Here is a 13,871-nt window from a genome sequence, read left to right as displayed (position 1 = left end):
CTCAGCCCTCCTTCTTCACCGTCGCGCGATAGGTGAAGCGGGGGGCGGGGTGGCAGCTCTCCGACATCTCGAAGACCCGCTGGTTCTGGTCCATGTAGCGCCGGCGGATGATGAGCGCCGGGGCGCCGGGCTCGCAATCGAGCAGCGCCGCCTGGCTCTCCGGCACGCCGCCCGCCGTCAGATCCACCTCCACGCTGGCGAGCTGCACGCCGAAGCGCTTCTCCACCAGCGAATAGACCGGCCCCTGATCCGCGCCGATGTCGTCGACGACGGCCGCATATTCCGTGGGGATCAGCACCGTGGTGAAGCAGATCGGCGCCGTGGTGATGCGCACGCGGCGCAGGCTGTCGATGCGCAGCCAGGTCTCGCCTTCCGCGACGCCCAGATTGGCGGCGGTCTCGGCATCGAGCTGCGTCTCGCGGGCGCGCAGGATGGTGAGGCGCGTTTCCTCCGGATACTGGAGCAACCCGCCCATGCTGGTGATGTCCTGCACGAAGCGCCCGCGCGTCTCATGCGCGATGACGCTGGTGCCGCTGCCCTGCCGGCGCGAGACCAGCCCGGCATCCTCCACCAGGCGCAGCGCCTCGCGGATGGTGTGGCGCGAGGCGCTGTAGAGCGCGCAGAGCTCCGTCTCCGTGGGCAGCATCGCGCCGATCGGATGAATCCCGGCGCGGAGCTGCGTGAGCAGCTCGTCGGCGATCTGCCGGTAGCGCGGTCTCGGATCCGCTGTTTCTCGCCTGGTTGCCACGTTGGTCCCTGATCGCATGGGGCCCTCTCTAGAGGGGGGGCGTGAATTTCACCAGGGCATGGAAGCCCTGCATTTCCCGGGCGAGCCCGGCGCTGCCCCGATCCTGCCCAGTTGTGGGGCCGTTCGGAGGCGGTTCGCGTTAACCCATGCTTCACCGCTGCGCGGGCAGCATGGGCCGATAACCCCCGGAGCGGCTGGATGCTGATGCAGGCGAGCGATCTTCAGGATGAGCTGCGCGGCGCGGTGCAAGCGGAGTTCCGGCCGCTCTTCGCGGAGCTCCAGCGCTTCGTGGACCGGCGCATCGCCGAGTTGAGTGCCGAGCTGCATGCCAGCGTGCAGCTGGCCGACATGACGGAGGAGAGGATCTCGCGCGAGCTCGCCCAGGTGCAGGAGAAGATCGCCGGCCTCGTCGCCGTGCCCTCGGCCTCGACGCGCAACAGCGGCGTGGAGCTGGAGGCGGTGGTGCTGGCGACCGAGGCGGCCGCGAACACCATCCTGGCGGCGGCCGAGGCCATCCAGGACTGGATCCGCGACGGCGCGCGCGACCTCCCTGCGATCGAGACCCTGGCCGAGACGGTGAATTCCATCTTCGAGGCCTGCAGCTTCCAGGACGTGACGGGCCAGCGCATCCGCCGCGCGATCCAGCATCTCCAGCAGGTGGAATCGGTGCTGGAGCGTTTCCGGCCGGCCGATGCCGCGCGGCCGCGGGAGCCGCGCGTGGCGGTGCGAACCCAGCTCCGCACCGTGGCCGCGCCGGCCTCGGCCGCGGATCTGGCCCAGGCGGAGATCGACGCGCTGCTGAACGGGTGATGCCATAATGCCCCCTGCGGCGTTGTCAGCCGGCGGAAGGGGAGCTGAGAGACTGGCATGAGGGATGTGTTGATCGCCGATCTGGGCGGCACGCAGGCGCGCTTCGCCCTGGCCCAAGGCGGGCGGTTCGGCGAGGTGGCGGGGCAGCGCGTGGCCGATCACGCGACACCGGCGCCTGCGATCCGCGCGGCGCTGGCCGCGCTGGGCGGTCAGCCGCAAGAGGCGATCCTGGCCGTGGCGGCGCCCGTCCTGGATGGGCGCGCGCGGCTCACCAACGCGCCGTGGGAGTTGGATTCAGCGGTACTGGCCGGGCAACTCGGGCTCGGCCGGGTGCGGCTGGTGAACGACCTGGAGGCCATGGCCTGGTCGCTGCCGGCGCTGGCCGCCGACGAGACCGAGAGCTGGGCGGAGGGTTCACCCGTCGCGGGCACGCCGATGGCCGTCATCGCGCCGGGAACGGGGCTCGGCGTGGCCGGTTTCCTGCCGAGGCTCGGCGCGCTGGCGACGGAGGCGGGCCATGCCAGCTTCGCGCCGCGCGACGCGGTCGAGGAGGCGCTGCTGGCCTGGCTGCGTGAACGGCGGGGCGCGGTCTCGACCGAGGATCTGCTGGGCGGGGTGGGCCTCGCCACCCTCCACGAGGGGATCGCGCGGCTGCGGGGGGCGGCGGCCACCCCGCTGGACGGCGCGGGGATCGACGCGGCGGCGCGGGCCGGCGATCCGGTCGCACGGGAGGCGATCGCCGTGTTCTGGCGCGCATTGGGCGGCTTCTGCGGCGATGTCGCGCTTACCCTAGGCGCGCGCGGCGGCGTCTATCTGGCGGGCGGGGTGGCGCAGTCCTTCGCGGACCGGCTGCCCCGCGCCGAGTTCCTCGAACGCTTCCGGGACCGGCCACGCATGCGCGACTACCTCACGCAAATCCCGATCCGGCTGATCCGGCATGCGCAGCCGGGCCTGCTGGGCCTGGCGCGCATGGCCGCCGAGGGCTGACCCTACCAGGTTGGTCTAGCGGCGCCTGAGGGCAGTTGGACCCATTCGGGTCTTCCCTGTCCGAAGGAGGACTGGATGGGGTCGTTGGTGTTGAGGGTGGGGTAGGCGGCGCCGTCGTAGAAGGGCTGCAGGTCGCGCCTGGGCTGGTCGAGGCGCCATCTGAGATAGAAGAACCCCACGCCGTCCTCGTAATTGCCCACCCGCTCGTAGCGCCCTGCCGCGCCCAGGCGCAAGTTGGGCGTGAGCGCGTATTCCAGGTTGGCGAAGATCGACCCCGTCGGCCCGTCGCTGCGCTGGCCCGGCACCCGCGTCGCGAGCGTGTTGTCCAGCTGCGCGGCCGCCTCCAGCTGCGCCTGCATCGCCCCGTTCGTCGGGAAGATCGCGTTCGCGGAGGTGCGGTAGTTCTGGTAGCCCACCGCGCCCACGCCGCGGAACGACCAGTCGCCCCAGCGCGCGATATACTCGGCCTGCACCTGGCCCAGGATGCTCTGCTGCGGGCTGAAATAGCCGCCATGGCCGAAGGTGAAGCCGCCCAGATTGTGGTCGTAGCTCGTGTAGAGGGCGCCCGCCGCCAGGGTCAGGCTCTGATGGGGCTGGCGCAGCACGCTGTAATAGGCGCCCACCGAGGCCTCGATGCGCTTGTTCGACTGGACGTTCTGCCCCTCGACCGCATAGGCCCCCGCGCCCGCATAGGCCCCCCAGCGCCCCGTGGGGGCGTATTCCAGCTGCACCCGCCCGCCCGTGCGCACCACCCCGCCCCAATTGGCGACGAAGTTGCGCTCCCGCTGGCCGGCATAGGAGAGGATGCTGTCGGTCACCGCCCGGCGCTCGAAGGTCAGGCGCACGCGCAGCTGCTCGTTGATCCGCGGCACCACCTCCGCCCCGCCCACCACGGTGGGGTTGGCAAAGCCCATGGGCGTGGAGCCGATATCGGCGCGGAAGTTGTTGCGCATATAGGCCAGCCGCAGCGCATAGCCGTCCACCGCCGCATTGGGCCGGCGCCACTCGCCCTGCGGCAGCAGCGCGTTGTTGCCGAACTGCCGCCCCGCCGCCGTCGTATTGGCGATCCGCCCGGCATTCATCGAGATGGCGTCGAGCCCCACCACGACCCGTCCGCCGATCCCCGGCACGGGGGTGGAGACCTCGACCGGCGCGACCACGGTCAGCGTGCGCGACAGCCCCGGCTCGCCCGTGCGGTTCTGGATCTGGATGCCGGCCTGCAGCCAGGTCGCGGCCTCGTCGCGCGCGCGCACCAGCTCGCTCGCGATCTGCACCGAGGTCGGGTCGGTCAGGCGCGAGGTGGTGGCGCGGCGGGTGGGGCTGAAGGCCTGGGCGGTCTGCTCGGCCTCCACGATCTGGCCGCTCTGGCGCAGATGCTCCAGCCGCCGCGCGGCAACGCGCTCCAGCACCTGCAGCGTGCGCACGCGGTCGCCGCGCGCGCGCGCCAGCCGGCTCTCGGCCATCAGCAGCTGGGTGTCGCCGGGGTAGAAGAAGGCGGTCTCGGTCAGCAGCGCCTCGGCCTCGCGGTAATGGCCCTGGGCGGCGGCGACGTCGATCATGGTGATGCGCGCCATCAGGTTGCGCGGCTCGCGCTCCAGCACGGCCTGGGCCAGCTGGCGCGCCTCGTCGAAGCGGTTGGCGCTGAGGTAAAGGCGCACCAGCGCCATGTTGAGCGGCACGCTGGCCGGCTGCGCGGCGAGGCTGGGGCGCAGGGCCTGATAGGCCTCCTCGGGCGCCTGGCGGTAGTTCAGCGCGTCGGTCTGCTGCACCGCGCCCTGCTCCATCACGCGGGCCAGCTCGCGGCGCGTCTCCACCGGCAGGCGGGCATCGGCGGCGAGCGGGTTGAGCAGCGCGGCCGCATCCTCCATCCGGTTGGCGTCGAGCAGCGCGCTGGCGAGGTCGATGCGGTTCTGCGCCGTGGTCTGCGGATTGGCGGCGAGCGCGGCGCGCGCGGCGAGGCCCGCGCCGCGGCTGTCGCCCAGCCGCGTGAAGGCCCGCACCACGGCGGGGCCGCTCAGGAAGGCGGGGTCGCGCCGGCCGGCCTGGGCCAGCAGCGCCTCGGCCGCGCCGGGGCGGCCCTCGCGGATGTGGTGTTCGAGCTGGCGGACCTCGTATTCGCGCCGGGCGCTGGCCAGCAGGCGCGTGGTGTCGGCGTTGCGCAGGCGGACCGGCACGCGGTCCAGCAGCGCGACGACGGCGCCGAAGCGCTCGTCCTCGATGGCCAGCAGGGCCGCAGCCATGGAGGCGTCGGCGGAGCTGTCCTGCTCCATCGTCGCCTGGAGCGCGCGGGCCTCGTCCAGGCGCTCCAGGGCCTTGAGCTGGCGCACGACGTCCAGCCGCACCCAGGCATTGCCCGGATCCAGCGCGAGGGCGCGCTGCAGTTCGGCGAGGCGCTGCTGGGGGTCGTCCAGCAGGGCGGCGCGGTCGCGCCGCGCGATGGCCTGTGAGCGCCGGCGCCGGCCAGCGAGAGCCCCGCCTCGCGCTGCAGCGCATCCGCCTCGGCGATGCGGTTCTGGCCGGAGAGGGCGAAGTACAGCCCGGTCTGGGCGTCGCGCAGGCTGGGGCGCAGCGACAGCGCGTTGCGGAAGCGCGCCTCGGCGGTCACGAAGTCGCGCCGCTGCAGCGCCACCTGGCCGAGGATCATCTCCCCATCCAGCCGCTCCTGCCCGCGACCCGACAAAGCGCGACGCGCGAAGCGGTCCGCCCCGTCCAGGTCCCCGCGCGACAAGGCGCGCCAACCCTGGACCGAAGGGCCCACGACCCAGCCCGCCCCACGGCCACCACCGCCGCTGCCGCGAAGATTCTGATAGGGCGTGAGGTCGCCGACGGCGCGGGTGAGCTCCTCCGCGCGATCCGGCGCCAGAGCGATGGCGCGCTCCAGCAAGCGCCGCGCCTCGGTCATCCGGTTCTGGATCTTGCGCAGCACGGCCAGGCCCAGCACCGCCTCGGCGTCGGTCGCGTCCAGCGCGATGGCCGCGTTGAAGCGGCGCTCCGCCTCGGCATAGTTCCGGCCGTCGACATCCGCCCAACCCAGGATGCGGGCCTCCTGCCCGGGGGCGAGGCCGCGCTGTGCGGCGCGCATTTTGGTCTCGAGTTCCCGGTCGTTCGGGAACTGGGCCAGATAGGCCTCGATGCGGGCCGCGGTCTCGGCATCATCGCCCAGCCACATCAGGCCCTGCCGCCAGGCCAGTCGCGCCGGCTCGCGCACGCCCGGACGGCTGGCCAGCTGCTGCAACCGGTCCACGCCGTCGGCGCGGCTCTCCTCGCGATAGGTCAGGATCTGGGCATAGGTCAGCGCCAGGCGCAGGTCGTTCGGCGCCGCTCCCACCCGCTGGCCGAGCTGCTGCGAGGCCTCGCGATAGCCCGCCTCCGAGGAGGCGGCGAGCGTCTGATAGTATTCCGCCGCCAGCACCGACGGCACATTGCCGTCCCGGAACAGCTGGCGGTAGCGCGCCACCGCCTCAGCCCCGCGACCCGAGCTCGCGAGGCCCCGCGCGGCCGAGAGAGTTTCCGAATCCTCGCTGAGCAGACGCACCAGTTCGGTCAGGCGGGGGACGCGGGCATCCTGAGGCGCGACCCGGCGCAGGCGCTGGAGATAGCGCTGCGCAACGGCGCCCTGAGTGGCGACGGCCGCGGCCTCGGTGGCGGCGGCGATGGCGTCGACGTTATTGGGCTCGGCGGCCAGCAGGCGTTCGAGTGCCTGAAGCGCGCGCTCCGGCTGGCCCTGCTGCTGCCAGAACTGCGCTTGCTCGAGCAGATTCGCCGTCGCATCCGCACCGGAGGTCCGTACATCGGATTGCGCTCCGGCCACGGCGGGCAAAGCCGCGAGCGCGGCACATAGCAGAGCCGAACGAAGGCCGCTGCCGGCTGACGGCCTGATCCTCACCCTGTTCAACCCAAGCCCTCGACTAATTTTACGCAGTAATCTTCGCATGCGTGGATGCGGGCTGCTATTCACAATTTACGTGATTTTTCTCATTCGCCGGAACGTGCGGCATTTATGCAGCCTGGATGCGCAGGGCCGGCGCGCGGTCCTCGCGGATGGCGACCACCAGCACCGCCGCGATCAGACACAGGATTCCCGCGCCGAAGAAGGCCGGCAGATAGGTGTCGTAGGCCGTGCGCGTGAAGCCCGCCGCATAGGCCGCGAAGGCCGCGCCGAGCTGGTGGCCGGCAAAGATCCAGCCGAAGACCAGATTGGTGCTCTCGCCGAATCGCTCGGCCGCGAGCTTCACGGTGGGCGGCACCGTCGCGATCCAGTCCAGGCCATAGAACATGGCGAAGAGCGAGAGCCCGTAGATCGAGAAATCGGTGAAGGGCAGATAGAGCAGCGACAGCCCGCGCAGCCCATAATACCAGAAGAGCAGCCAGCGGCTGTCATAGCGGTCCGACAGCCAGCCCGAGCCGATGGTGCCGAAGAAGTCGAAGATGCCCATCATGGCCAGCACGCTCGCGGCAGCCACGGGCAACATGCCGAAATCGCCGCAGAGCGAGACGAAATGCGTCTGCACGAGCCCGTTGGTGCTGGCGCCGCAGATGAAGAAGGTCCCGAAGAGCACCCAGAAGGTCGCCGAGCGCGAGGCCATGCGCAGCGCCACGATCGGCGAGGCCAGCATCGCGACGAAGCCCAGCTGTGCCGGGGCGGGGACGATCGCGTCGCCGCCATAAGGGGCAAGGCCGAGATCCGAGGGCCGGTCGCGCATCAGGGCCAGCACGGCGATGGCGGCGATCAGCAACATGGCCAGCAGCAGCACCTGCGCGGCCCGCCAGCCATAGGCGTCCGTCAGGCTCGCGATCAGCGGCAGGAAGAGGAGCTGGCCGGTCGCGCTGCTGGCCGTCAGCAGGCCCAGCGCCAGGCCGCGCCGCTGGACGAACCAGCGCTGGGCGACGGTCGCGCCGAGCACCATCGCCGTCAGCCCCGTGCCGAAGCCGACCACCACGCCCCAGAGGACGATCAGCTGCCAGAGCTCGGTCATGAAGAGCGAACCCAGGATGCCGGCGGCGATCAGCCCGAGCGCGACCGTCACCACGCGGCGCAGGCCGAAGCGGTTCATGAAGGCCCCGGCGAAGGGGCCGGTCAGGCCGAAGAGCACCAGCCGGATGGCGAGGGCCGTGGAGATGTCGGCCGTGTCCCAGCCGAACTCGCGCTCCAGCGGCCCGATCAGCACGCCGGGCGCGCTCACCGCGGCGGCGGTGACGAGCATCGTCAGGAAGGTGACGGAGATCACGATCCATCCGTAGTGGAGGCCGCTTCGCGTGCTTGGCTCGGACATGCTGGTCGTTCCTTGAAGCGGGTATATACCGATAAATGAATAAAACTTCAGAGATCCCTAAGGGCGGTACACAGCTCCATGACGCCCGCCGGGCCGAGGCGGGCCTCGATCGCGTCCTGCACGCCGTCCCAGCGCGGCCCACCCTCGTCGAGCGCCTTGTGGCCGGCGGGAGTGAGGGAAACCACGGCCTCACGCTGGTCCTCGCCACGGGCGAGGGCGACGAGGCCCATGCGCTCCAGCACGCGCACGTTGCGGCCGACGGTGGAGCGGTCGAGCTCCGCGAGGCGGCCGAGCTCGGTGAGGGTCACCGTCTCCGCGCGGCGGATGCGGCGAAGCAGGCTGAACTGGGCGATATTGACGCCGACCGGCTCCAGCGCCTCGTCATACATCGCGGCCAGCCGCCGGGAGGCGGCCTTCAGCACGGTGCAGTAGCAGGGGCTCGACGTCATGGTGCGGGTATATGCCCGTGATCTGCCGATAGTTCAAGAAGTATCGGGGCCGGACGGGTTCCGTCCGGCCCCGATGGATCAGCCCTGCTTCTTCGCGGGCGGCAGCTCGATCTTGATCGACAGTTCCTTCAGCCGCGCCGGCTCTACCTCGGAGGGCGAGCCCATCATCAGCTCCTCGCCCTGCTGGTTCATCGGGAAGAGGTTCACCTCGCGCAGGTTCGGCTCGTCGGCCAGCAGCATCACGATGCGGTCGATGCCGGCCGCCATGCCACCGTGCGGCGGGGCGCCGTAGCGGAAGGCGTTCAGCATGCCGCCGAAGCGCTCCTCGACGGTTTCGGGCGGATAGCCGGCGATGCCGAAGGCCTTCACCATGATCTCCGCCTTGTGGTTGCGGATCGCGCCCGAGGCCATCTCATAGCCGTTGCAGACGATGTCGTACTGATAGGCCGGGATCGTCATCGGATCCTGGGTCTCCAGCGCCTCCATCTCGCCCTTGGGCATCGAGAAGGGGTTGTGGCTGAAGTCGACCTGGCCGGTCTCCTCGTTCAGTTCGTAGAAGGGGAAGTCGGTGATCCAGCAGAAGCGGAAGGCGTTCTTCTCGGTCAGGCCCAGCTCATTGCCCAGGCGCAGGCGCGTCTGGCCGGCGAGCTTGGCGGCGTCGGCCTCCTTGCCGGCGGCGAAGAAGACGGCATCGCCCGGCTGCAGGCCGCAGGCGAGGCGGATCGCCTCGGCGCGGTCGGCCTCCAGGTTCTTCGCGATGGGGCCCTTGGGGATCACTTCGTCGCCTCCGGCGGGGGCCGCCTCGAAGGTGATGTAGCCCAGGCCACCCGCGCCCTGCTCGCGCGCCCATTCATTGAGCTTGTCGAAGAAGCTGCGCGGATTGGCGCCCGCGCCCGGCGCGGGGATGGCGCGCACGACGCCGCCGCCGGCCGTGATCTTGGCGAAGAGCCCGAAGCCCGAGCCCTTGAAGGGCTCGGTGACGTCGCGGATCACCAGCGGGTTGCGCAGGTCCGGCTTGTCGGAGCCGTAGTCGAGCATCGCTTGGCGGTAGGGAATGCGGATCCAGGCGCCGGCATCCATGGCGCGGCCCTCGGCGAATTCCTCGAAGGTGCCGCGGATGACGGGCTCCATGGAGGTGAAGACGTCCTCCTGCGTGACGAAGCTCATCTCGACGTCGAGCTGGTAGAACATCAGCGTGCGGTCGGCGCGCCCGGCCTCGTCGCGGAAGCAGGGGGCGATCTGGAAGTAGCGGTCGAAGCCCGCGACCATGGTCAGCTGCTTGTACTGCTGCGGGGCCTGGGGCAGGGCGTAGAACTTGCCCGGATGCAGGCGGGCCGGCACCAGGAAGTCGCGCGCGCCCTCGGGCGAGCTCACCGTCAGGATCGGCGTCTGGAACTCGTTGAAGCCGATCGAGATCATGCGGCGGCGGATGCTGTCGATGATCTGGGCGCGCAGGATCATGTTCTTCTGCAGCCGCTCGCGGCGCAGGTCGAGGAAGCGGTAGCGCAGGCGCATCTCCTCCGGCGCCTCCTGCTCCTGGGCGACCTGGAAGGGCAGGACCTCGGCGGCGGATTGCAGCACCAGCTCCTTCACCCGCAGCTCGATGGCGCCGGTGGGCAGCTTGTCGTTGACCGTGCCGCCCTCGCGCAGGACGACCTCGCCGGTGACGGTGATGACGCTCTCGGGGCGCAGCTTGTCGGCGGCCTCGAAGACGGCCGAGCCGGAGGGGATGACGCATTGCGTCAGGCCGTAATGGTCGCGCAGGTCGATGAAGAGCAGGCCGCCATGGTCACGCTTGCGGTGCACCCAGCCGGAGAGGCGGGCCGGCTGCCCGGCATTCTCGGCGCGGAGGGCGCCGCAGGTGTGGGAGCGGTAGGCGTGCATGGGGGACCTGCGAATTGGGAAGGATTGACGGCGGAAAGGGCCTCTCCGGGCGCTCTCTGTCAACCCGCTGCCCTTGCATGCCGGTCGTTCCGGCCGCAAAGCAGGGGGCATGGCCCGTATGCAAGACCCGACCCCACGCCTGATCACCCAGTCCGCCGAGCTCGCCGAGCTGTGCGAGCGACTGCGGACAGAGCCCTTCGTCACCGTCGACACCGAGTTCATGCGCGAGCGCACCTATTGGCCCGAGCTCTGCGTCGTGCAGCTGGCCGGCGCCTCCGAGGTCGCGGTGGTGGATGCGGAGGCCGAGGGCATGGACCTCGCCCCCCTGGGCGACCTCCTGGCGGACCCCGCCGTGGTGAAGGTCTTCCACGCCGCCCGGCAGGACGTGGAAATCTTCCTGCTGAAGTTCGGCGCGGTGCCGACCCCGCTCTTCGACACGCAGGTGGCCGCCATGGTGGCCGGCTTCGGCGACCAGGCAAGCTATGACAGCCTCGTCCGCGCTCTGGCCGGCGCCTCGATCGACAAGGCCCACCGCTTCAGCGACTGGTCGGCCCGGCCGCTCTCGGCCTCGCAGATCGACTATGCCGCCGGCGACGTGACGCATCTGCGCCGGGTCTATCTCGCCTTGCGCGAGCGGCTCCTGGCCGAAGGCCGGCTCGACTGGGTGGCGCAGGAGATGGACGCGCTGCTCGAGCCCAAGACCTATATCACCGAGCCGGACGTCGCCTGGGAGCGGCTGAAGCCCAAATCCACGAACCGCCGCTTCCTGGGCGTGCTCCGCGCGGCCGCCGCCTGGCGCGAGGCCGAGGCGCAGCGGATCAACATCCCCCGCGGACGCCTGGTGAAGGACGAATCCCTGGCCGAGGTCGCCGCGACGGCGCCCGAGACGGTGGAGCAGCTGGCCCGCGTGCGCGGCGTCTCCGAGGGCTTCGCCAAGGGCAAGTCGGGCGCCTCGCTCATCGCCGCGATCGTCGAGGCGAAGAAACTGCCGGAAGACGCGCTGCCCATGCCGCTGGAGGCCCGCAAGGGCGCGGGGGCCTCGCCGGCGCTCGTGGCGTTGCTGAAGGTGCTGCTGGCGGCGAGTGCCGAGGCGCACAACGTCGCGCCGAAGCTCCTGGCCGACACCGAGGACCTGGAGCGCCTGGCGAGCGAGAGCGAGCCGGACGTGCGCGCCCTGTCCGGCTGGCGGCGCGAGGTCTTTGGGGCCGACGCCCTGGCGCTGAAGACGGGCCAGCTCGCGCTGGGCGTCGCGGGCCGCCGGGTCCGGCTGATCCGCACCGAATAGAATAGCTCCGGCCATCCCTCAGGGCATGAAGATCAGGGCCAGATAGGCCGCGAAGAGGACCAGGTGCACCGCGCCCACCAGGACGTTGGTGCGCCCGGTCCCGAAGGTCAGCAGGCTCACGAAGAGGGTGAGCAGCAGCAGGCTCCGGAAATCCTGCGCGAGGCCGAGCACGACCGCCTGGCCGGTGATCAGGCAGATCACCATCACGGCCGGGATGGTCAGCCCGATGGTGGAGAGAGCCGAGCCCAGCGCGATGTTCACCGCCCGCTGCAGCCGGTTGGCGCGCGCGGCGGCGACGGCGCTGATGCCTTCGGCCGCCAGGACCAGGATGGCGATGAGCAGGCCGCCGATGGCCTGCGGCAGGTGCAGGGCCCGCGCGCCCCGCTCGATCGCCAGAGACAGGTTGTTGGCCAGCAGCAGCACGGGCGCGAGGCTCAGCACGAGCCAGAACGCGTGGTAGCGGACGGTCCCTCGGGCATGGTGGCCGTGGGTCTCCTCCTCGGGCGGCTGCCGCCGCGGCTCCTGCCCCGGCTCCTGGAAGAAGGCGCGGTGGCGGCTGGTCTGGACCTGCAGGAACACGCCATAGAGCAGCAGCGAGACGGCGGAGAAGAAGATGGCCTGCGCCGGGGTGAAGCCATGGTTCGGCCGGCTGGTGGTGAAGTCCGGCAGCACCAGCGTCAGCACCGAGAGCGTCGCGATCACCGAGAGATAGGCCGAGGCCCCCGAGAGGTTGAACTCCTGCTCGCCGTGGCGGATCGCCCCGATGACGAGGCACAGGCCCACCAGCCCGTTCAGCACGATCATGAGGACCGCGAACATGGTGTCGCGCGCCACCAGCGGATCCTCCGCGCCGGTCAGCATGGCGGCGGCGATGAGCGCGACCTCCATGGCCACGGCGGAAAGCGTGAGGAGGAGGGTGCCGTAGGGCTCGCCCAGCAGGTCGGCCAGGGCGTCGGCATGGCGCACCACCGTGATGGCGCACCAGAGCAGCAGCGGGAACAGCCAGAGGAAGAGCAGCGTCGGGTGCGTGCCGTCGCCGAAGACATGGACGACGGCAGCGCTGGTCAGGCCGAGGAGTGCGGCCGCTTCCCGTTGGGGGAACGGCCGCGCGCTCATTCGGCGGCGCGGGAGACGGATGGCGCGCCGCCCGCCAGGAAGGCCGCAGCCGCCGCCACGCCCGCGCCGGGTGTCACCGGATGTCCCAGCTCGACCAGCACGGATTCCAGCTGCACGAGGTCGGTCAGGATGGTGCCCTCGTTGTGGGCGCCCATCACGCCGATGCGGATCACCCGGCCCTGCAGCCGGTTGCGCGCGCCGGCGATGACGCAGGCATGGCGCTGGTACATCAGCCGGACGATGTCGCCGCCCTGCAACGCCGCCGGCACCTCATAGACCACGACCGTCGCGGAGCGATGCGCCGCGCGGGTGAATTCGCTGAGCCCCATCGCCGCGCCGCCGGCGCGCAGCGCATCGGCCAGGCGGCGGTGGCGGGCGAGCACCCTGGGCAGCGTCTCCGCCTCGATCAGCTTCAGCGCGACATGCAGGCCGGCGAGGTTCGACACGCTGGGCGTGAAGGGCGTCTCATGCTTCTCGGCGGCGGTCAGCGCCTTGCGGAAGTCGAAGAAGAAGCGCGGCATCGCCTCGTTGCGCATGACGCGGGCGCGGGCGCGCTCGCTGAGGCTGACGATCCCGAGCCCGGGCGGGCACATCAGCGCCTTCTGCGAGGCCGAGACGACGATATCCACGCCCCAATCGTCCTGCCGCATCTCGATGCCCGCGAGCCCGCTCACGGAATCCGTGACGAGCAGCGTGCGCGTGCCCTGCGTCAGCTTGCCGAGGGCAGCGAGGTCCGCGACGGCGCCGGTCGAGCTCTCATTGTGCGTGACGAGCAGCGCGCCGTAATCCGCCTCGCGCAGCTTCTCCGCGACCTTCGCGGGGTCGGGCGCCTCGCCCCAGGTGAAGTCGATCACGTCCACCTCGGCGCCCAGCGCCCGGCCGATATCGGCAAAGCGCTCGCCGAACTGGCCGTGCGAGGCCACCAGCACGCGTTCGCCCGGAGCGAGGATATTGGCCAGCGTGGCCTCCATCGCCGCCGTGCCCGAGCCGGCCAGGAAGATCACCGGATTGGCGGTGCCGAGGACGGGGCGGATCAGCGCCTCGGTCGCGGCCAGGATGGCGCGGAATTCGGAGCCGCGATGGTTGATCATGGGCCGGGCGAGGGCGGCGCGGACGGCCTCGGGCACTTCCGTCGGGCCGGGCAGGCGCAGGCGATAGCCAGGCGGGGGCGTGAAGGGATCGTGCTGAGTCGTGGTCAAGATACCAAACCTTGCTGGTGCGGGCCGGAAGAGTGAGAGCCCGGGGGGGCGGCGTCAATTCAAGTCCGCAACGACGCGCAAGCCTGGACGACCCTCCTCCGGCGCGCCACGCTGCGGGCA

11 protein-coding genes are annotated in these 13,871 nt (G+C 71.1%); 3 read left to right on the top strand and 8 right to left on the bottom strand.

Annotated features, from left to right (window positions below):
* Window position 1 precedes the first annotated feature (1 nt).
* Window positions 2-748 (bottom strand): GntR family transcriptional regulator, encoded by a 747-nt coding sequence (locus tag ACO057_RS05470; protein WP_421989426.1) that lies wholly within the window; start codon window positions 746-748, stop codon window positions 2-4.
* A gap of 198 nt (window positions 749-946) precedes the next feature.
* Between ACO057_RS05470 and ACO057_RS05465 the strand changes: the two genes are divergently transcribed.
* Both ACO057_RS05465 and ACO057_RS05460 read left to right on the top strand, forming a co-directional pair.
* Entirely contained in the window at window positions 947-1,558 is a 612-nt protein-coding gene (locus tag ACO057_RS05465) for a hypothetical protein (RefSeq protein ID WP_421989424.1), read from the top strand.
* 57 nt (window positions 1,559-1,615) lie between these two features.
* Complete coding sequence (locus ACO057_RS05460; protein WP_421989422.1) at window positions 1,616-2,545, top strand: glucokinase; 930 nt, start codon at window positions 1,616-1,618, stop codon at window positions 2,543-2,545.
* A 2-nt stretch (window positions 2,546-2,547) separates the two neighbouring features.
* On the opposite strand, the gene ACO057_RS05455 is transcribed toward ACO057_RS05460, so the two are convergent.
* The 5 genes from ACO057_RS05455 to aspS all read right to left on the bottom strand — a co-directional run bounded on the left by ACO057_RS05455 (window position 2,548) and on the right by aspS (window position 10,151).
* Window positions 2,548-4,329, bottom strand: a complete 1,782-nt coding sequence (locus tag ACO057_RS05455) for a cellulose synthase subunit BcsC-related outer membrane protein (protein ID WP_421989534.1) — start codon at window positions 4,327-4,329, stop codon at window positions 2,548-2,550.
* Window positions 4,330-4,559: 230 nt separating this feature from the next.
* Entirely contained in the window at window positions 4,560-6,356 is a 1,797-nt protein-coding gene (locus tag ACO057_RS05450) for a tetratricopeptide repeat protein (RefSeq protein WP_421989420.1), read from the bottom strand.
* Window positions 6,357-6,543: 187 nt separating this feature from the next.
* Complete coding sequence (locus tag ACO057_RS05445) at window positions 6,544-7,818, bottom strand: MFS transporter (protein ID WP_421989418.1); 1,275 nt, start codon at window positions 7,816-7,818, stop codon at window positions 6,544-6,546.
* 47 nt (window positions 7,819-7,865) lie between these two features.
* Window positions 7,866-8,267 carry a MarR family winged helix-turn-helix transcriptional regulator gene (locus ACO057_RS05440; protein ID WP_421989416.1) on the bottom strand — a complete coding sequence of 134 codons (402 nt, stop codon included), beginning with the start codon at window positions 8,265-8,267 and terminating at the stop codon, window positions 7,866-7,868.
* 78 nt (window positions 8,268-8,345) lie between these two features.
* A complete protein-coding gene (gene aspS, locus ACO057_RS05435) occupies window positions 8,346-10,151 on the bottom strand; it encodes an aspartate--tRNA ligase (RefSeq protein WP_421989414.1) in 1,806 nt (601 codons plus the stop codon).
* Window positions 10,152-10,260: 109 nt separating this feature from the next.
* On the opposite strand from aspS, the gene rnd reads away from it, so the two are divergent.
* Complete coding sequence (gene rnd / locus ACO057_RS05430) at window positions 10,261-11,436, top strand: ribonuclease D (protein WP_421989412.1); 1,176 nt, start codon at window positions 10,261-10,263, stop codon at window positions 11,434-11,436.
* An 18-nt stretch (window positions 11,437-11,454) separates the two neighbouring features.
* On the opposite strand, the gene ACO057_RS05425 is transcribed toward rnd, so the two are convergent.
* Together ACO057_RS05425 and ACO057_RS05420 are read right to left on the bottom strand one after the other, a co-directional pair.
* Window positions 11,455-12,552 carry a calcium:proton antiporter gene (locus ACO057_RS05425; RefSeq protein WP_421989410.1) on the bottom strand — a complete coding sequence of 366 codons (1,098 nt, stop codon included), beginning with the start codon at window positions 12,550-12,552 and terminating at the stop codon, window positions 11,455-11,457.
* On the bottom strand, window positions 12,549-13,751 hold the full coding sequence (locus ACO057_RS05420; protein WP_421989408.1) for a pyridoxal-phosphate-dependent aminotransferase family protein: 1,203 nt from the start codon (window positions 13,749-13,751) through the stop codon (window positions 12,549-12,551). The genes ACO057_RS05425 and ACO057_RS05420 overlap by 4 nt, the downstream gene beginning before the upstream one ends.
* Between the last annotated feature and the right edge of the window lie 120 nt (window positions 13,752-13,871).

The sequence above is a fragment of the Roseococcus sp. genome (assembly GCF_965227005.1).
In the GTDB taxonomy this organism is placed as follows: Bacteria; Pseudomonadota; Alphaproteobacteria; order Acetobacterales; family Acetobacteraceae; genus Roseococcus.
The sequence above is the reverse complement of the archived record's forward strand: the minus strand, read 5'-3'. Positions and strand labels throughout refer to the sequence as shown.

Coding starts and splice junctions, on each gene's coding strand:
- ACO057_RS05465 (WP_421989424.1), top strand. CDS start 947: ATGCTGATGCAGGCGAGCGATCTTCAGGATGAGCTGCGCGGCGCGGTG.
- ACO057_RS05460 (WP_421989422.1), top strand. CDS start 1,616: ATGAGGGATGTGTTGATCGCCGATCTGGGCGGCACGCAGGCGCGCTTC.
- ACO057_RS05455 (WP_421989534.1), bottom strand. CDS start 4,329: ATGGAGCAGGGCGCGGTGCAGCAGACCGACGCGCTGAACTACCGCCAG.
- ACO057_RS05445 (WP_421989418.1), bottom strand. CDS start 7,818: ATGTCCGAGCCAAGCACGCGAAGCGGCCTCCACTACGGATGGATCGTG.
- ACO057_RS05440 (WP_421989416.1), bottom strand. CDS start 8,267: ATGACGTCGAGCCCCTGCTACTGCACCGTGCTGAAGGCCGCCTCCCGG.
- aspS (WP_421989414.1), bottom strand. CDS start 10,151: ATGCACGCCTACCGCTCCCACACCTGCGGCGCCCTCCGCGCCGAGAAT.
- rnd (WP_421989412.1), top strand. CDS start 10,261: ATGGCCCGTATGCAAGACCCGACCCCACGCCTGATCACCCAGTCCGCC.
- ACO057_RS05425 (WP_421989410.1), bottom strand. CDS start 12,552: ATGAGCGCGCGGCCGTTCCCCCAACGGGAAGCGGCCGCACTCCTCGGC.